General features: G+C 61.8%; 17 protein-coding genes. 8 read left to right on the top strand and 9 right to left on the bottom strand.

Annotation, left to right across the window (positions count from 1 at the left end; all coding sequences use genetic code 11):
- Nucleotides 1–2 precede the first annotated feature (2 nt).
- Together glyS and glyQ are read right to left on the bottom strand one after the other, a co-directional pair.
- The gene (gene glyS, locus AB4N73_RS21880) at nt 3–2,057 is read right to left on the bottom strand and encodes a glycine--tRNA ligase subunit beta (RefSeq protein ID WP_056791129.1); all 2,055 of its coding nucleotides are present in this window, start codon (nt 2,055–2,057) and stop codon (nt 3–5) included.
- Nucleotides 2,054–3,007, bottom strand: a complete 954-nt coding sequence (gene glyQ, locus AB4N73_RS21885) for a glycine--tRNA ligase subunit alpha (protein WP_003187265.1) — start codon at nt 3,005–3,007, stop codon at nt 2,054–2,056. The genes glyS and glyQ overlap by 4 nt, the downstream gene beginning before the upstream one ends.
- 81 nt (nt 3,008–3,088) lie before the next feature.
- Between glyQ and AB4N73_RS21890 the strand changes: the two genes are divergently transcribed.
- Both AB4N73_RS21890 and AB4N73_RS21895 read left to right on the top strand, forming a co-directional pair.
- Entirely contained in the window at nt 3,089–3,646 is a 558-nt protein-coding gene (locus AB4N73_RS21890) for a DNA-3-methyladenine glycosylase I (protein WP_056791133.1), read from the top strand.
- A 41-nt stretch (nt 3,647–3,687) separates the two neighbouring features.
- Entirely contained in the window at nt 3,688–4,575 is an 888-nt protein-coding gene (locus AB4N73_RS21895) for a lysophospholipid acyltransferase (protein WP_039757181.1), read from the top strand.
- A gap of 57 nt (nt 4,576–4,632) precedes the next feature.
- On the opposite strand, the gene AB4N73_RS21900 is transcribed toward AB4N73_RS21895, so the two are convergent.
- The 5 genes from AB4N73_RS21900 to def all read right to left on the bottom strand — a co-directional run bounded on the left by AB4N73_RS21900 (nt 4,633) and on the right by def (nt 9,324).
- Nucleotides 4,633–4,947 carry a tetratricopeptide repeat protein gene (locus AB4N73_RS21900; RefSeq protein ID WP_041476513.1) on the bottom strand — a complete coding sequence of 105 codons (315 nt, stop codon included), beginning with the start codon at nt 4,945–4,947 and terminating at the stop codon, nt 4,633–4,635.
- A 149-nt stretch (nt 4,948–5,096) separates the two neighbouring features.
- Nucleotides 5,097–6,473, bottom strand: a complete 1,377-nt coding sequence (gene trkA, locus AB4N73_RS21905; RefSeq protein ID WP_016772381.1) for a Trk system potassium transporter TrkA — start codon at nt 6,471–6,473, stop codon at nt 5,097–5,099.
- Between the two features lie 21 nt (nt 6,474–6,494).
- The gene (rsmB, locus tag AB4N73_RS21910) at nt 6,495–7,805 is read right to left on the bottom strand and encodes a 16S rRNA (cytosine(967)-C(5))-methyltransferase RsmB (protein ID WP_460142538.1); all 1,311 of its coding nucleotides are present in this window, start codon (nt 7,803–7,805) and stop codon (nt 6,495–6,497) included.
- The gene (gene fmt, locus AB4N73_RS21915; RefSeq protein WP_252879164.1) at nt 7,802–8,761 is read right to left on the bottom strand and encodes a methionyl-tRNA formyltransferase; all 960 of its coding nucleotides are present in this window, start codon (nt 8,759–8,761) and stop codon (nt 7,802–7,804) included. The genes rsmB and fmt overlap by 4 nt, the downstream gene beginning before the upstream one ends.
- 56 nt (nt 8,762–8,817) lie before the next feature.
- Complete coding sequence (def, locus tag AB4N73_RS21920; protein WP_041476509.1) at nt 8,818–9,324, bottom strand: peptide deformylase; 507 nt, start codon at nt 9,322–9,324, stop codon at nt 8,818–8,820.
- 159 nt (nt 9,325–9,483) lie between these two features.
- Here def and AB4N73_RS21925 point away from each other — a divergent pair, with 159 nt between their 5' ends.
- The 4 genes from AB4N73_RS21925 to AB4N73_RS21940 all read left to right on the top strand — a co-directional run bounded on the left by AB4N73_RS21925 (nt 9,484) and on the right by AB4N73_RS21940 (nt 13,234).
- A complete protein-coding gene (locus AB4N73_RS21925) occupies nt 9,484–10,509 on the top strand; it encodes a LysM peptidoglycan-binding domain-containing protein (RefSeq protein WP_056791148.1) in 1,026 nt (341 codons plus the stop codon).
- 84 nt (nt 10,510–10,593) lie between these two features.
- Nucleotides 10,594–11,691, top strand: coding sequence for a DNA-processing protein DprA (dprA, locus tag AB4N73_RS21930; RefSeq protein ID WP_236167870.1), 1,098 nt, complete (start codon nt 10,594–10,596; stop codon nt 11,689–11,691).
- A 55-nt stretch (nt 11,692–11,746) separates the two neighbouring features.
- Nucleotides 11,747–12,304 carry an L-threonylcarbamoyladenylate synthase type 1 TsaC gene (locus AB4N73_RS21935; RefSeq protein ID WP_039757175.1) on the top strand — a complete coding sequence of 186 codons (558 nt, stop codon included), beginning with the start codon at nt 11,747–11,749 and terminating at the stop codon, nt 12,302–12,304.
- A gap of 57 nt (nt 12,305–12,361) precedes the next feature.
- Nucleotides 12,362–13,234, top strand: coding sequence for a hypothetical protein (locus AB4N73_RS21940; RefSeq protein ID WP_460142539.1), 873 nt, complete (start codon nt 12,362–12,364; stop codon nt 13,232–13,234).
- Between the two features lie 179 nt (nt 13,235–13,413).
- Here the strand turns inward: AB4N73_RS21940 and AB4N73_RS21945 are convergent, their stop codons facing one another.
- On the bottom strand, nt 13,414–14,391 hold the full coding sequence (locus tag AB4N73_RS21945; protein WP_305381889.1) for a quinone oxidoreductase family protein: 978 nt from the start codon (nt 14,389–14,391) through the stop codon (nt 13,414–13,416).
- Nucleotides 14,392–14,541: 150 nt separating this feature from the next.
- On the opposite strand from AB4N73_RS21945, the gene hemF reads away from it, so the two are divergent.
- Together hemF and aroE are read left to right on the top strand one after the other, a co-directional pair.
- Nucleotides 14,542–15,456, top strand: coding sequence for an oxygen-dependent coproporphyrinogen oxidase (gene hemF, locus AB4N73_RS21950; protein ID WP_024014963.1), 915 nt, complete (start codon nt 14,542–14,544; stop codon nt 15,454–15,456).
- 9 nt (nt 15,457–15,465) lie between these two features.
- Complete coding sequence (gene aroE / locus AB4N73_RS21955; protein ID WP_252868530.1) at nt 15,466–16,287, top strand: shikimate dehydrogenase; 822 nt, start codon at nt 15,466–15,468, stop codon at nt 16,285–16,287.
- A gap of 77 nt (nt 16,288–16,364) precedes the next feature.
- Here aroE and AB4N73_RS21960 read toward each other — a convergent pair whose 3' ends face one another.
- A complete protein-coding gene (locus AB4N73_RS21960; RefSeq protein WP_406227940.1) occupies nt 16,365–17,933 on the bottom strand; it encodes a SulP family inorganic anion transporter in 1,569 nt (522 codons plus the stop codon).
- Nucleotides 17,934–18,175 lie beyond the last annotated feature (242 nt).

An 18,175-nucleotide genomic window follows, 5' to 3' on the forward strand; every position in this document is an offset into this window, starting at 1 on the left:
CCTCAACTCAGCAGCGAAATGTCGGCAACACCGAGGAACAGGCCACGCAGGCGCGCCAGCAGCGCGTAGCGGTTAGCTCGCACATTGGCGTCGTCGGCATTGACCATCACCGCGTCGAAGAACGCGTCGACCGGCTCGCGCAGTGCCGCCAGGCGTGCCAGCGATTCGTTGTACTGACGCGCTGCGGCCATTGGCTGCACGGCCTGATCCGCTTGCTGGATTGCCGAGTACAGCGAGAACTCGTTGGCGTTGTCGAAATACTTGGCTTCGACCACGGTCGGTACCGAGCCTTCGACTTTGCTCAACAGGTTCGACACGCGCTTGTTCACCGCCGCCAGCGCTGCCGCTTCCGGCAGTTTGCGGAAGGCCTGAACCGCTTGCACACGCTGGTCGAAGTCCAGCGCCGAACCCGGCTTCAATGCACGTACCGACAGGTAGGTGGCGACGTCGACGCCTTCGTCTTCATAACGCGCACGCAGACGGTCGAAGATGAATTCCAGCACGGCTTCGTTGAGGCCGGCCGCCTTGACCTTGCCGCCAAATGCAGTCACGGCGAACGCCACGGCGTCGTTCAGGTCTAGATCGAGTTTCTTTTCGATCAGGATACGCAGCACGCCCAGTGCCGCACGGCGCAGGGCATAAGGGTCTTTGCTGCCGGTAGGCAGCATGCCGATACCGAAGATGCCGACCAGAGTGTCGAGCTTGTCGGCGATGGCGACAGCTGCACCGGTCAGGGTCGCCGGCAATTCGGCACCGGCACCGCGTGGCATGTACTGCTCGTTCAGCGCCAGCGCGACGTCCTGCGGCTCGCCGTCATTGAGGGCGTAGTAGTAACCGGCGACACCTTGCATCTCCGGGAACTCGCCAACCATTTCGGTGGCCAGGTCGCACTTCGACAGCAGGCCCGCGCGGGCAGCCCACGAGGCGTTGCCGCCGATACGTGCGGCGATGTACGCGGCCAGTTTGGAAACGCGCTCGGCCTTGTCGTAGACGCTGCCGAGTTTTTCCTGGAACACCACGTTCTGCAGGCGCAGGTTGAAGTCTTCGAGTTTCTGCTTCTTGTCCTGCTTGAAGAAGAACTCGGCGTCGGTCAGGCGTGGGCGCACCACTTTCTCGTTACCGGCGATGATCTGCTGCGGGTCTTTGCTTTCGATGTTGGCCACGGTAATGAAACGTGGCAGCAACTTGCCGTCGGCATCCAGCAGGCAGAAATACTTCTGGTTGTCCTGCATGGTGGTGATCAGCGCTTCCTGCGGCACGTCGAGGAAGCGTTCTTCGAACGAGCACACCAGCGGCACCGGCCATTCAACCAGCGCAGTCACTTCGTCGAGCAGTGCCGGCGGCACGATCGCCGTGCCTTCCTGACGGGTGGCCAGCTCTTCGGTGCGCTTGCTGATGATCTCGCGACGCTCGTTGGCATCGGCCAATACGTAAGCGGCACGCAAGTCGGCGAGGTAGCTCGATGGCGAACCGATGCGCACGCTCTCCGGATGATGGAAACGGTGACCACGGGATTCACGGCCAGCCTTCTGCGCGAGGATCGTGCAATCGATGACCTGGTCACCGAGCAGCATCACCAGCCACTGGGTCGGACGCACGAATTCTTCCTTGCGCGCACCCCAACGCATGCGTTTCGGAATCGGCAGGTCGTTCAGCGAATCTTCGACGATGGTCGGCAGCAGGCTCGCGGTCGGCTTGCCGGCGATGTTCTGGCTATAACGCAGTTTCGGACCGCTCTGGTCGATTTCGCTCAGCTCGACGCCGCACTTCTTGGCGAAGCCCAGGGCGGCCTGAGTCGGATTGCCATCAGCGTCGAACGCGGCCTGACGTGGCGGGCCATCGAGGTTGATGCTGCGATCCGGCTGCTGAGTGGCCAGCGCAGTGATCAGCACGGCCAGACGACGTGGCGCGGCATAAACGGTTTTGCTTTCGTAGCTCAGGCCGGCGGCTTGCAGGCCCTTGTCGATACCGGCGAGGAACGCATCAGCCAAAGTGTTCAGGGCTTTGGGTGGCAGTTCTTCGGTGCCCAGTTCAACCAGAAAATCTTGCGCACTCATTGTGCAGCCTCCAGCTTGGCCAGTACTTCGTCACGCAGGTCCGGGGTCGCCATCGGGAAGCCCAGCTTGGCGCGGGCCAGCAGGTAGGCTTGCGCAACGGAACGCGCCAGGGTGCGCACGCGCAGAATGTATTGCTGACGCGCGGTCACCGAGATTGCCCGGCGCGCATCCAGCAGGTTGAAGGTGTGCGACGCCTTCAGCACCATTTCGTAGCTCGGCAACGGCAGCGGCTGGTCGAGTTCGATCAGGCGCTTGGCTTCGCTTTCATAGAAGTCGAACAGCTCGAACAGTTTATCGACGTTGGCGTGTTCGAAGTTGTAAGTGGACTGCTCCACTTCGTTCTGGTGGAACACATCGCCGTAGGTGACTTTGCCGAACGGGCCGTCAGCCCAGACCAGGTCGTAGACCGAATCGACGCCTTGCAGGTACATCGCCAGGCGCTCGAGACCGTAGGTGATCTCGCCGGTCACCGGGTAGCACTCGATGCCGCCCGCTTGCTGGAAGTAGGTGAACTGGGTGACTTCCATGCCGTTGAGCCAGACTTCCCAGCCCAGACCCCAGGCGCCGAGGGTCGGCGATTCCCAGTTGTCTTCGACGAAGCGGATGTCGTGCACCAGCGGGTCGAGGCCGACATGCTTGAGCGAGCCCAGGTACAGTTCCTGGAAGTTGTCCGGGTTCGGCTTCAGGACTACCTGGAACTGGTAGTAGTGCTGCAGACGGTTCGGGTTTTCGCCGTAACGGCCGTCAGTCGGACGGCGGCTTGGCTGCACGTACGCGGCGTTCCAGGTTTCCGGGCCGATGGCGCGCAGGAAGGTCGCGGTGTGGAAAGTGCCGGCGCCTACTTCCATATCGTAGGGCTGAAGTACCACACAACCTTGCTCGGCCCAGTATTGCTGGAGCGCGAGGATCAAGTCTTGGAAGGTACGCACGGCTGGCGTAGGCTGGCTCACGAAATTCACCTGTTTCTTGGGCTGCGATTTAAAGAGCGGGAGTATACCCGATTCGTTGCTGCGCACGCCCCCTGGAGCCTTATGCCACGCTGCTTTTGGTGTACCGAAGATCCGCTGTACATGGCTTATCACGATCAGGAGTGGGGCACGCCGCTGCGCGATGCGCAGGGTTTGTTCGAGTTGCTTTTGCTCGAAGGGTTCCAGGCCGGGTTGTCGTGGATCACTGTGTTGCGCAAACGTGAGCGCTATCGCCAGGTGCTGTTTGGCTTCGACGTGCAGCGCGTCGCGCAGATGAGCGATGCCGAAATCGACGAGCTGATGCTCGACCCGGGCATCATCCGCAATCGCCTGAAACTCAACGCTGCGCGGCGCAATGCCCAGGCGTGGCTGGCGCTGGAGGATCCGGTGGCGTTGCTCTGGTCATTCGTAGGCGACCAACCGATCATCAATCATTTCAAGGATCGCAGCGAAGTCCCGGCGATCACCCCGGAAGCGCTGGCGATGAGCAAGGCGCTGAAAAAAGCCGGCTTCACCTTCGTCGGTCCGACCATTTGCTACGCGCTGATGCAGGCCTCGGGCATGGTCATGGACCACACCCAGGATTGCGACCGCTACGCGCAGCTTGCCAACGCCGGTTAGAATGCCCGCCTCGCGCACAGCACAAAGATCAGGAGTGACCTGTGGAAAAGTTTAAAGGCGCCTTGCTGGTAGGCGCTCTGCGGCTGTTTGCCCTGCTGCCATGGCGAGCCGTGCAGGCCGTGGGTTCGGCGATCGGCTGGATCATGTGGAAAACCCCCAATCGTTCCCGCGACGTGGTGCGGATCAACCTGTCCAAGTGTTTTCCGCAGATGGATGCGGCCGAACGTGAGCGTCTGGTCGGGCAGAGTCTGAAGGACATCGGCAAGTCGCTGACCGAAAGCGCCTGCGCGTGGATCTGGCCGGCGCAGCGCTCGATCGATCTGGTCCGCGAAGTCGAAGGCCTCGATGTGTTGAAAGACGCGCTGGCCTCGGGCAAAGGCGTGGTCGGAATCACCAGCCACCTCGGCAACTGGGAAGTGCTCAACCACTTCTATTGCAGCCAGTGCAAACCGATCATTTTCTATCGTCCGCCGAAGCTCAAGGCAGTGGATGAATTGCTGCGCAAACAGCGCGTGCAGCTGGGCAACAAGGTCGCGGCGTCGACCAAGGAAGGCATTCTCAGCGTCATCAAGGAAGTGCGCAAGGGTGGTGCCGTGGGCATTCCCGCCGACCCGGAACCGGCCGAATCCGCCGGGATTTTCGTGCCGTTTTTCGCCACCCAGGCACTGACCAGCAAATTCGTGCCGAACATGTTGGCCGGCGGCAAAGCGGTCGGTGTGTTCCTGCACGCCCTGCGCCTGCCTGACGGCTCGGGCTACAAAGTCATTCTCGAAGCCGCGCCCGAAGCGATGTACAGCACCGATACCGCAGAGTCCTGCGCGGCGATGAGCAAGGTAGTGGAACGTTATGTTGCGGCGTATCCGAGCCAGTACATGTGGAGCATGAAACGCTTCAAGAAGCGTCCGCCGGGCGAGGCGCGCTGGTACTGAGCAACTTCGATGGGGTGACGGTTGATGCAGACGGGCTCGCCTTGCTCAATCGGTAGCTCAAGGCGCCTGCCGCTCAAGCTTTTTCAGGAATACCGTCATCTCCTTCTCGGCCTGTTTGTCACCGTGGGCGCGGGCCGCTTCCAAGCCTTGTTCCCAGGCCTGACGCGCAGCGGCGTGATCGCCTAGCGCCAGCTGCGCCTTGCCCAGCAGCTTCCACGCTGCCGAGTATTTCGGATCGAAAGCGACACAACGCTGAAAATGCTCGGCAGCCTTGGCGTTTTCACCCAGGTCCAGATAACCCTTGCCCAGACCGAAGCGCAACAGCGCGTTATCCACACCCTTGGCGAGCATTTTTTCCAGGGATTCGAGCATTGGCGGATTCCTTTCTATTGTTCGTCAGAGAACCTGCGAGTCTGTCAAACCGCTTTCGCGAGCAGGCTCGCTCCCACATTTGGAATGCATTCCACTGTGGGAGCGAGCCTGCTCGCGAAGGGGCCATCACGGGCAACGTTGTCTTCAGGTCAGAAAAAGCTCAACCCCACATGGAACAGCTTCTCCACATCGCGAATATGCTTTTTATCCACAAGGAACAGAATCACGTGGTCGCCGGCTTCGATCACCGTGTCGTCGTGGGCGATGATCACTTTCTCGTTGCGGATCACTGCGCCGATGGTGGTGCCCGGCGGCAGGCCGATCTTCTCGATCGGCTTGCCGATGACCTTGCTGGACTTCGCATCACCGTGGGCAATCGCCTCGATCGCTTCCGCCGCGCCGCGCCGTAGTGAGTGCACGCTGACGATATCGCCTCGGCGCACGTGGGCGAGCAAGGTGCCGATGGTCGCCAGTTGCGGGCTGATGGCGATATCAATGTCGCCGCCCTGGATCAGGTCGACGTAGGCCGGATTGTTGATGATCGTCATGACCTTCTTCGCCCCCAGCCGTTTGGCCAGCAGCGACGACATGATGTTGGCTTCATCGTCGTTGGTCAGGGCGAGGAAGATATCGGCGTCGGCGATGTTCTCTTCCAGCAGCAGATCGCGATCCGACGCACTGCCCTGCAAGACCACGGTGCTGTCGAGGGTATCGGAGAGGTAGCGGCAGCGCGCCGGGCTCATCTCGATGATCTTCACCTGATAACGGCTTTCGATCGCCTCGGCCAGGCGCTCGCCGATCTGCCCGCCCCCGGCGATAACGATGCGTTTGTAGGTTTCGTCGAGGCGACGCATTTCGCTCATCACTGCGCGAATGTCCTCACGGGCAGCGATGAAGAACACCTCGTCATCGGCCTCGATCACTGTGTCGCCCTGCGGCAAAATCGGCCGGTCACGGCGGAAGATCGCCGCTACGCGGGTTTCGACGTTCGGCATGTGCTCACGCAACTGGCGCAGTTGCTGGCCCACCAGCGGCCCGCCGTAATAGGCGCGCACCGCCACCAGTTGCGCCGCGCCTTCGGCGAAGTCGATCACCTGCAAGGCGCCGGGATGCTGGATCAGGCGCTTGATGTAGTTGGTCACGACCTGCTCGGGGCTGATCAGCACGTCGACCGGAATCGCTTCGTTCTGGAACAGTTGTTCCTCGCGATTGAGGTATGACGCTTCGCGCACCCGGGCGATTTTGGTCGGCGTGTGGAACAGCGTGTGCGCGACCTGGCAGGCAACCATGTTGGTTTCGTCGCTGTTGGTCACCGCTACCAGCATGTCGGCGTCGTCGGCACCGGCCTGACGCAGCACCGAGGGCAGCGAGCCCCGGCCCTGCACGGTGCGGATATCGAGGCGGTCGCCGAGGTCGCGCAGGCGCTCGCCATCGGTGTCGACCACAGTGATGTCGTTGGCCTCGCTGGCCAGATGTTCGGCCAGCGAACCGCCGACCTGTCCCGCACCGAGGATGATGATTTTCATCCAGTCACTCCATGAATCCGTTTAGCCGCGCGCGGCGGCGATCTTGATCAGCTTGGCGTAGTAAAACCCGTCATGCCCGCCCTGCTGGGCCAGCAACTGGCGACCATGGGGCTGCTTGATGCCGGCCGCTGTGGCCAGATCCAGTTCACGGGCACCGGGGGTGCGCGCGAGGAACGCGGCGATGACTTCGGTGTTCTCGGTCGGCAGCGTCGAGCAGGTGGCGTAGAGCAGGATGCCGCCGACTTCGAGGGTTTTCCACATGGCGTCGAGCAGTTCGCCTTGCAGTTGCGCGAGGGCAACGATGTCGTCCGGCTGACGGGTCAGTTTGATGTCCGGATGACGGCGGATCACGCCGGTGGCCGAGCATGGCGCGTCGAGGAGGATGCGCTGGAACGGCTTGCCGTCCCACCATTTCTCGGTATCGCGACCGTCGGCGGCGATCAGTTCAGCGTCGAGGCCGAGGCGCTCAAGGTTTTCCTTCACCCGCACCAGACGCTTGGCTTCCAGATCCACCGCTACCACGCCAGCGAGCGCCGGTTCGGCTTCGAGGATGTGGCAGGTCTTGCCGCCGAGGGCGCAGCAGGCGTCGAGTACGCGCTGGCCCGGGGCCAGATCGAGCAGGTCGGCGGCCAGTTGCGCGGCTTCGTCCTGCACGCTGATCCAGCCTTCGGCGAAACCCGGCAGGCTGCGCACGTCGGCAGCGGCTTCGAGGACGATGCCGTCGCGGCTGTAAACGCACGGTGTCGCGGCGATCCCGGTTTCGCCCAGCAACGCAAGATAAGCATCGCGGCTGTGATGACGGCGGTTGACCCGCAGGATCATTGGCGGATGCGCGTTGTTCGCTGCGCAGATCGCTTCCCACTGCTCGGGCCAAAATGCCTTCAGGGATTTTTGCAGCCAGCGCGGGTGGGCCGTGCGCACCACCGGGTCGCGTTCCAGTTCGGCGAAGATCGTCTCGCTTTCGCGCTGGGCATTGCGCAGCACGGCGTTGAGCAGACCTTTGGCCCAAGGCTTTTTCAGCTTGTCTGCGCAGCCGACGGTTTCACCGATGGCGGCGTGCGCCGGCACGCGGGTGTAGAGCAGTTGATACAGACCAACCAGCAGCAGCGCCTCGACATCGGCGTCGGCGGTTTTGAATGGTTTCTGCAGCAGTTTTTCCGCCAGTGCCGACAGGCGTGGCTGCCAGCGTGCGGTGCCGAAGGCCAGATCCTGAGTGAAACCGCGATCACGATCCTCGACCTTGTCCAGTTGCGTCGGCAGGGAGCTGTTCAGCGAAGCCTTGCCGCTGAGTACGGCGGCGAGCGCCTTGGCGGCGGCCAGACGCGGGTTCATTGCGCTTCCACCGCAGCGCCGAGGACGCTGCCGACGGCGAATTTCTCACGACGGCTGTTGAACAGGTCGCTGAAGTTCAGCGCCTTGCCGCCGGGCAATTGCAGGCGGGTCAGGCACAGCGCTTGTGCACCGCAGGCGACAATCAGGCCGTCCTTGCTGGCGCTGAGGATTTCACCCGGAGCGCCAGTGCCTTCGGCCACGGTCGCGGCCAGCACTTTCAACGCTTCGCCATTGAGCGTGCTGTGGGTGATCGGCCATGGATTGAAGGCGCGGACCAGACGTTCCAGCTCCACCGCCGGACGGCTCCAGTCGATGCGTGCTTCGTCTTTGTTCAGTTTGTGCGCGTAAGTGGCGAGCTCATCGTTCTGCACCTCACCTTGCAGGGTGCCGGCAGCCAGACCGGCAATCGCCTGCACCACGGCGGGCGGACCCATCTCGGCGAGGCGATCATGCAGGGTGCCGCCAGTGTCTTGCGCGCTGATCGGCGTGACGACCTTGAGCAGCATCGGCCCGGTATCCAGCCCGGCCTCCATGCGCATCACCGTTACACCGCTTTCGGCATCGCCGTGTTCGACCGCGCGCTGGATCGGCGCCGCACCGCGCCAGCGTGGCAGCAACGACGCATGGCTGTTGATGCAACCCAGACGCGGAATATCCAGCACCGCTTGCGGCAGGATCAAACCGTAGGCGACCACCACCATCAAGTCCGGCTTCAGCGCGGCCAGCTCCGCCTGGGCCTCGGCATTGCGCAAGGTCGGCGGCTGCAACACCTGGATATTATTTTCCAGGGCGAGTTGTTTGACCGGGCTTGGCATCAGTTTTTGCCCACGGCCGGCCGGGCGATCCGGCTGGGTGTAGACCGCAACGATCTCGTACGGGCTGCTCAGCAGGGCCTTGAGGTGTTCGGCGGCGAATTCCGGGGTACCGGCAAAAACAATGCGCAGTGGCTCAGTCATGAAAGGCGTCTCATAAAAGAAAAAGGCTTGCCGCAGCAAGCCTTTGAAGAGGGGCATCAAGCGTTCTGGCGGTGCAGCTTTTCCAGCTTCTTCTTGATCCGGTCGCGTTTGAGCGTGGACAGGTAATCGACGAACAATTTGCCGTTGAGGTGGTCGCATTCGTGCTGGATGCACACCGCGAGCAGGCCTTCGGCAATCAGCTCATAGGGCTTGCCGTCGCGGTCCAGCGCCTTGATTTTGACCTTCTGCGGGCGGTCGACGTTTTCGTAGAAGCCCGGTACCGAGAGGCAGCCTTCCTGATACTGGTCCATCTCCTCGGTCAGCGATTCGAACTCGGGGTTGATGAACACCCGTGGCTCGGTGCGGTCTTCGGACAGGTCCATCACGACGATACGTTTGTGCACGTTGACCTGGGTCGCGGCGAGGCCGATGCCCGGCGCTTCATACATTGTTTCAAACATGTCGTCGACCAACTGACGCACTTCGTCGTCCACTACAGCCACTGGTTTGGCGATAGTGCGCAGACGCGGGTCCGGAAACTCGAGGATGTTTAAAATGGCCATAGGCTTCGATTGCTGCACACGTTGAGTAAAGTCGGGTCGATGGCCTGGCGGGTCCGAAGATGCAGGCTACCGTTGTGAAGCGTAGCTTCTGAAAAACAGAAGCGAGCCACGGGGGCTCTGACGATTCACGCGAATGCACATGATAAAGGGATTCACTGCATGAGGAAAACACTACTCGCCCTGCTGCTTCTGGCTTCGGCCGGCGCCGCGCAAGGGCAAGTGCAACTCAAGGATGGTTTTCCACAGCAATACACGGTGGTTTCCGGGGACACGCTCTGGGACATTTCCGGCAAATACCTGCGCGAGCCGTGGCAGTGGCCACAACTGTGGCGGGCCAACCCGCAGATCGAAAACCCCAACCTGATCTATCCCGGCGACACGCTGACCCTCAGCTACGTCAACGGCCAACCGCAACTGACCGTCCATCGTGGCGAGTCGCGCGGCACCATCAAGCTCTCGCCACGAATTCGCACCAGCCCGGTGGCCGAGGCGATTCCGAGCATTCCGCTGAAATCGATCAACAGCTTTCTGCTGAGCAACCGCATCGTCGACAAGGCCGAAGACTTCGACAAGGCGCCGTACATCGTCGCCGGCGATGCCGAACGGGTGCTCAGCGGTACAGGCGATCGCATCTTCGCGCGCGGCCATTTCGATCCGGAGCAACCGGTGTACGGCATCTTCCGCCAGGGCAAGGTCTACACTGACCCGCAGACCAAGGAATTCCTCGGCATCAACGCCGACGATATCGGCGGCGGCGAGGTTGTTGCCACCGAAGGCGACGTTGCCACTCTCGCCTTGCAACGCACCACCCAGGAAGTGCGCCTCGGTGACCGCTTGTTCGGCGGTGAAGAACGCTCGATCAATTCGACTTTCATGCCCAGCGCGCCGAAGCGTTCCATCGACGGGCTGATCATCGATGTGCCACGCGGCGTCACGCAGATCGGCGTGATGGACGTGGTCACCCTGAACAAGGGCAAACGTGACGGTCTGGCCGAAGGCAATGTTCTGGCGGTGATGAAAACCGGCGAAACGGTGCGTGACCGGATCACCGGCCAGCCGCTGAAAATTCCCGATGAACGCGCCGGCCTGCTAATGGTGTTCCGCACCTACGACAAACTCAGTTACGGCCTGGTCCTGAATGCTTCGCGCTCGCTGGCGGTGCTCGACAAGGTGCGAAATCCGTAAGCTTGCTTAACAAGTTACCAACAGAGTTATCCACAACTTGTTCCGAATGGTTCGGAGCATAGAACGATCAAGGATGATCCATTCATGTTGTCTGTCAGTACAGCCATTTCCCCGGCGGAACTGGAGGCGCGTCTGCGCCTGCACCGCATGCCGGATATCGGTCCCAAGCGTTTTGCCAAATTGCTCGAAGCCTTCGGCTCGGCGTCCAAAGCCCTCAGCGCGCCGGCCAGTGCCTGGCGCTCGCTCGGGTTGCCGGCGGCGTGTGCCGAAGCACGGCGTTGTCCGACGGTGCGCGACGGCGCCAGCCACGCAATGCGCTGGCTAGAGCGCCCCGGTCAACATTTGCTGATGTGGGACCAGGCGGACTATCCAGCGTTGCTGGCGCAGATTCCTGACCCGCCGCCACTGTTATTCGTCGCCGGCGATCCGTCGATTCTGGAAAAACCGCAACTGGCGATGGTCGGCAGCCGCCGCGCTTCGCGCCCGGGCATGGACACGGCGGCGGCGTTTTCTCGCAGTCTGGCCGGGGCCGGTTTTGTCATCACCAGTGGTCTGGCGCTGGGCATCGATGCCGCTGCCCATCAGGCTGCTCTGGACGTTGGCGGGTTGACCGTGGGGGTGCTTGGCACGGGCCTGGAGAATTTTTATCCACAGCGCAATAAACGCCTGGCTGAGGCGATGATTGCGTCGGGCAGCGCGGTGCTCTCGGAGTTTCCGCTGGACGCCGGGCCAACCGCGAGCAACTTCCCCCGGCGCAATCGCATCATCAGCGGGTTATCCCTTGGCGTGCTGGTGGTCGAGGCCAGTGTTGCCAGCGGTTCGTTGATTACCGCGCGGCTGGCGGCAGAGCAAGGGCGCGAGGTTTATGCCATTCCGGGCTCTATCCATCACCCCGGCGCGCGCGGTTGTCATCAGTTGATTCGCGACGGGGCGGTGTTGGTGGAGACTATCGAACATATCCTCGAAGCCCTGCGCGGCTGGCAGCAACCGTTGTTATCCACAGCGCCGCCGCAGGCCGATCACCCGTTGCTGACGCTGCTGCACGCGGCGCCGCACACCAGCGAGGCGTTGGCCGCGAGCTGTGGCTGGGCGTTGCCGAAAGTGCTGGCAACGTTGACCGAGCTGGAGATCGAAGGCCGTGCGGTATGCGAAAACGGTCGCTGGTTGGCGCGGTCGAGCTAGGTTTTACGATGAAGATCGGTAAACTGCGCGAAACCTGTTTGTGGAGAGTTTTTTCATGGTCAACAGTTGGCGTGTGCAACAAGCCGCGCGGGAAGTTCGCGCCGGCGCGGTGATTGCCTATCCAACCGAAGCCGTCTGGGGGCTGGGTTGCGACCCGTGGAACGAAGACGCAGTGGACCGCTTGCTGGCGATCAAGAATCGCTCGGTGAGCAAAGGGCTGATCCTGGTCGCCGACAATATCCGCCAGTTCGATTTCCTCTTCGAGGACTTCCCGCAGGACTGGATCGACCGCATGGCCAGCACCTGGCCGGGGCCGAACACCTGGCTGGTGCCGCACCAGAACCTGTTGCCGGAATGGGTCACAGGCGTGCATGACACCGTGGCGCTGCGAGTCAGCGATCACCCGCAGGTGCGCGACTTGTGCTCGCTGGTCGGGCCGCTGATCTCGACATCAGCCAATCCACAGGGGCGACCGCCCGCGCGCACGCGTTTGCGCATCGAGCAGTATTTCCGTGGGCAGGTCGATCTGGTGCTCGGCGGCAGCCTTGGCGGGCGCAAGAATCCCAGCGTGATCCGCGACCTGGCCACCGGTAACGTCGTTCGTCCTGACTGACGCCTTTCTTTTTATTTTTTGCGGACTCCTCGGCGCTATCGACGAGGAGTTTTGCGCATGCCTGCAGTTTATTCCTGCACTCGTTTAAAACTTATCCGTTGCCATTGTTCTTGCATGCGTCAGACGGATCTTCGACTCTGCAATATCTGTAAGTTTTCCCACGCGATTATCAGAACGCGTGCAGTGGCGAGATTTTTAAAAGCATCCATTCTTTCAATGTGCTTGATACAACTTCGAAATGTTAATGGCTGCGGAGAAGTAATGGATATTACGGATTTACACCTCAAGGATTATCTGCAGGGCTTTCAGGAGACACTCAAGAATCAACAGGCCGACTATCGTGTGGCCATTCTTGAGGCAGGATCGGATGCCGGGGAATTTGAACGCTTCATCAATCGACAGTTTCGCCTGCGATTGCAGCATTACATGCTCACCTCCAGAGCCCGGGCGCTGGAAACCCGCTTGGCGATCACCTCGCGCAGTACGCACTTCCTGCTCTACCAGCGAGATCAACTCATTGCAGTGCTGCGGGCAACCCCGGCGCCGTTCGAATGGGCCTCACTGGCGCAGCATCATGTGTCTCCCACTGTGGCATTGGCGCGGCATGTCGAATTCAGTCGCTTGATTACCCATTCCCAGCAGCACCGGCCGGTGTCGATCAATGGCTTGCTCGCCACCGCCGCCGAATGGGCGATCGATCGCGGATATCAGGGGGTGACGGCCTTGTGCAGATCGCCACAGCGGCAACTGTTTCAGCGCTTCGGCCTGACACCGATCGCTTCGCACGCCATGCATATCGAGCAGCGTGCCCGGGGCGATTATTGGCTGTTGTCCGCCGAATGGCGGCAAATCCTGATGGCCCTGGATCAGCCTGTGAACATGAACGTGCATCAGCCGGAGTATCGTGATGTTCATAACCGTCAGTATTGATCCGCCAATAATCGAAGAGTGGGCAGAGAAATGGCTTGTATACGAGTCGAAGAAGTTGCGCAGGAAGTTTTCCGGTCGTAGGCCAGCGGCGAAGAAACTTCACCGGAAGATGTACTTGATATAGCTGAAAGATACTCGGCGAACTCATGGAAGAGTTCACCGAGTATCAACTTGAAGCGTTATGGCAACAGAATCGTGGAACCGGTAGTGCGCCGTGCCGACAGTTCGGTTTGTGCTTTTGCCGCATCGGCCAATGCATGGCGCTGGCTGATGTCGACCTTCAGCTTGCCGCTGATGATCATCTCGAACAGCTCGTCGGCCATGCGCTGCAGGTTCTCGGCGTTGTTGGCGTAGGTCGCCAGCGTAGGCCGGGTGACGTACAACGAGCCCTTCGCGGCAAGAATGCCCAGGTTGACGCCGTCGACTGCGCCCGAAGCATTGCCGAAACTCACTACAAGGCCACGTGGTGCCACGCTGTCCAGGGACGTGAGCCAGGTGTCCTTGCCGACGCCGTCATACACCACCGGGACTTTCTTGCCGTCAGTCAGCGCCAGCACGCGCTCGGCAACGTTTTCATGGCTGTAGTCGATGGTGGCCCAGGCGCCGTTGGCCTTGGCCAGTTCGGCTTTCTCCTTCGAGCTGACGGTGCCGATCAGCTTCACGCCCAGCGCTTTGGCCCATTGGCAGGCCAGAGAGCCGACGCCACCGGCTGCGGCGTGGAACAGAATGGTTTCGCCGCCCTGCAGTTGGTAGGTCTGGCGCAGCAGGTATTGCACGGTCAGACCCTTGAGCATGACCCCGGCGGCAGTTTCGAAACTGATTTCATCGGGCAGATGCACCAGATTGTCCTGCGGCAGAACATGCAGCTGGCTATAGGCGCCGAGCGGGCCGCTGCCGTATGCCACGCGATCGCCGACCTTGAAACGGGTGACTTCGCTGCCCACCGCATCGACCGTGCCGGCGCCTTCCGAACCCAGGCCGGACGGCAACGCGGGCGGTGCATAGAGGCCGCTGCGGTAATAGGTGTCGATGAAGTTCAGGCCGATCGCCTGGTTGGCCACGCGCACCTGATTCGGCCCGGGCGCAGCGGGTTCGTAGTCAACATGTTCGAGCACTTCGGGACCGCCGTGGGCGCGGAACTGGATACGCTTTGCCATCTGCCTGCTCTCCTTGGGTCGTTGCTAAGCCCTCTATCCAACTCCCCTGCTTGATCTTCGTCAACTGCGGCGCGCCGGTCTGCGATGGTATGCTACGCGCCCATTTGCGCCGCCCGCCTGCCGGGGCGCCGCCCGATTCAAGGTGAAGCCATGACGACCCGCACCGACGCCGTAAAGGCCTATCTGCTCGATCTGCAAGACCGCATCTGCGCTGCACTGGAAACCGAAGACGGCGGCAAATGCTTCGTCGAAGACGCCTGGACCCGGCCGGCGGGCGGTGGCGGGCGCACCCGCGTGCTGGAAAACGGTACGCTGATCGAAAAGGGCGGCGTCAATTTTTCCCACGTATTCGGCAGCGGCCTGCCGCCCTCGGCCAGCGCCCATCGGCCGGAACTGGCCGGGCGTGGTTTCGAGGCGCTCGGCGTGTCGCTGGTGATCCACCCGCACAATCCGCATGTGCCGACCTCCCACGCCAACGTGCGTTTTTTCATTGCTGAAAAAGAAGGCGAAGAACCGGTCTGGTGGTTTGGCGGCGGTTTCGACCTGACCCCGTATTACGGCGTTGAGGAAGATTGCATTCATTGGCACCGCGTCGCCGAGCAAGCCTGTGCGCCGTTCGGTGCGGACGTCTATCCGCGTTACAAGGCCTGGTGCGACACCTATTTCCATATCAAGCATCGTCATGAGCCACGTGGCATTGGCGGTCTGTTCTTCGACGATCTGAACGAGTGGGATTTCGACACCAGTTTCGCCTTCATGCGCGCCATCGGCGATGCCTATATCGAGGCCTACCTGCCGATCGTGCAACGGCGCAAGAACGACGCCTTCACTGCCCAGCAGCGCGAATTCCAGGAATTCCGCCGAGGCCGCTACGTCGAATTCAACCTGGTTTACGACCGTGGCACGCTGTTCGGTCTGCAATCGGGTGGCCGCACTGAATCGATTCTGATGTCGCTGCCACCGCAAGTGCGCTGGGGCTATGACTGGAAGGCCGAGCCGGGCAGCGCAGAAGCGCGCCTGACCGATTACTTCCTGCAGGATCGCGACTGGCTGGCCGAGGCCTGAGGACGGGTGATGGATCGTTACGTCGTTTTCGGTAATCCGATCGGCCACAGCAAGTCGCCGATGATTCACCAGTTGTTCGCCGAACAGACCGGCCAGCGCCTCGACTACAGCACGCTGCTGGCGCCGCTGGATGATTTTGTCGGCTGCGCCAAGGCGTTCTTTCGCGAAGGGCGCGGCGCCAATGTGACGGTGCCGTTCAAGGAAGACGCCTACCGTCTGGCCAACAGCCTGACCGCCCGCGCGCAGCGCGCCGGTGCGGTGAACACCTTGAGCAAACTGGACGATGGCTCACTGCTCGGCGACAACACCGATGGCGCCGGTCTGGTCCGCGATCTGACGGTGAATGCCGGGTTCAGCCTGACCGGTAAGCGCATCCTTTTGCTCGGCGCTGGCGGCGCGGTGCGCGGTGCGCTGGAGCCATTGCTGGCGGAGAAGCCGGCCTCGGTGATCATCGCCAATCGCACCGTGGACAAGGCTGAACTGCTGGCCGAGTTGTTCTGCGACCTCGGGCCGGTGTCGGCCAGTGGTTTCGACTGGCTGCGCGAACCGGTGGACGTGATCATCAACGCCACCTCCGCCAGCCTGACCGGTGACGTGCCGCCGATTGCGCCAAGCCTGATCGAGCCAGGCCAGACGCTGTGCTACGACATGATGTACGGCAAGGAACCGACCGCGTTCTGCCGCTGGGCCACTGAGCACGGCGCGGCGCTGGCGATGGATGGTCTGGGCATGCTCGCCGAACAGGCAGCCGAGGCGTTCTGGCTGTGGCGTGGCGTACGCCCGGATACCGCGCCGGTACTCGCCGAGCTGCGACGCCAACTGGCCCTTTAAGCTTTGCTCCCACATTGAAATACGATCAATGTGGGAGCGAGCCTGCTCGCGAATCGCATCACCACCGCGATATCAGATCAATCCTCAAACCTGATCGGGCACTTCTCCGCCCCCTCCAGCTTCCTCAACTCCTCCACGACCGGCGACCGCGCCCGGCGCAGGGTCAGGCTGCGACCCTGGCCCAGCAGGCGTCGCGCTTCCTGATGCAGCATCTCCACCCCCGAATAATCGATGAAGTTGATCTGCTGCGCCTCGATCACCACCCGTGCGCCATGCAGGCGTTGCAGGCGCACTTGCAGGTAATGGCTGGCGCCGAAGAAGATCGAACCACCCACGCGCAACACATCGTCGTCACCGTCGCGCCAATGCTGCACCCGTGGTTGCGAGGTGCGCTTGAGGTAGAAAAACAATGACGCCAGCACCCCGGCGTAGATCGCCGTCTGCAATTCCAGCAGCAGAGTCGCCAGGCAAGTCAGGGCCATCACCACGAACTCGGCGCGGCTGACCCGCAGCAAGGCGCGAATGCCCCGGTGATCGACCAGACCCCAGGCAATCAACAGGATGCTGCCGGCCATGGCCGGGATCGGGATGTGCGCGATCAGCCCTGCGCCGAACACCGCAAACAGCGCCACCCAGATCGCCGAAAACACTCCGGCCAGTGGCGAGCAGGCACCCGCCTCATAACTCAATCCCGAACGGGTAAACGATCCGGCTGAGAGCGACCCGGAAAAGAACGCACCGACGATGTTCGACAAACCCTGTGCGCGGACTTCCTGATTGGCATCGAGCAACTGTTGCGAGCGCGCCGAAATCGAGCGGGCAATCGACAGGCTGGTGACCAGCCCAAGCATGCCCACCGCCACCGCGCTTGGCAGCAGGCGCAGGATCACCTCCAGATCCAGCGGCAAGGCGCTCAGCGGCGGCAGGCGTCCGACGAAAGCGCTGACCAGATGCACATGACCAAACATCGCCGGCCAGACCCACACCAGCAGGCTGGCCAGCACCAGCGTGAGCAACAGCGTCGGCCAGCGCGGCAGGAGTTTTTTCAGGGCCACGCCGACGATCACTGTGGCGACGCCGAGCATCAGCGAAGGCTTATCCACAGCCCCCAGATGTCGCAGCAGATCCATCACGCTGGCGAGCGCTGTGGTGTTGGCCGGCAATTCCAGCCCGAGCAGATTGGGCAATTGCCCGATGGCGATCACCACGGCGGCGCCGAGGGTGAAGCCGAGCACCACCGAATGCGAAACGAAATTCACCAGTGCGCCAAAACGCAGCAAGCCGAGCAACCATTGGAAAATCCCCGCAAGGAACGTCAGCAGCAGGATCAGGGTGATGTAGTCCTCGGAAGCCGGCACCGCGAGCGGGCTGACGCTGGCGTACAGGACAATCGAAATCGCCGCCGTCGGGCCGCAGATCAGATGCCATGACGACCCCCACAGGCAGGCGACCAATACCGGAATGATTGCGGCGTACAGACCGTATTCCGGTGGCAGCCCGGCAATCAGCGCGTAGGCAATCGACTGGGGTAAGGCGAGAATCGCACCGCTGAGGCCGACGATCAGGTCCCGCCCGACGCTGGCGCGGGTTTGCCGTGGCAACCAGCTCAGGAAAGGAAAAAGTGAATGGCGGCTGGGGAAGGCCATGGGTCCTCGCGGTTGGGGTTTTGTTCAAGGTTATCAGGGTGTCAGGTGTAAAAGCCCCTCACCCTAGCCCTCTCCCTGAGGGAGAGGGGACTGACCGAGCTGTTTGTTGAAGATTCACCGACCTGCGATTTCGGCGTTGAACGCAAGTTTCGATTCAACAGCGATCGGCTCCCTTTCCCCCTCGCCCCCTTGGGGGAGAGGGCTGGGGTGAGGGGGCAAAAATCTCCAGCCGAACGCTATTC

The organism is Pseudomonas sp. S3_B08, assembly GCF_054667725.1.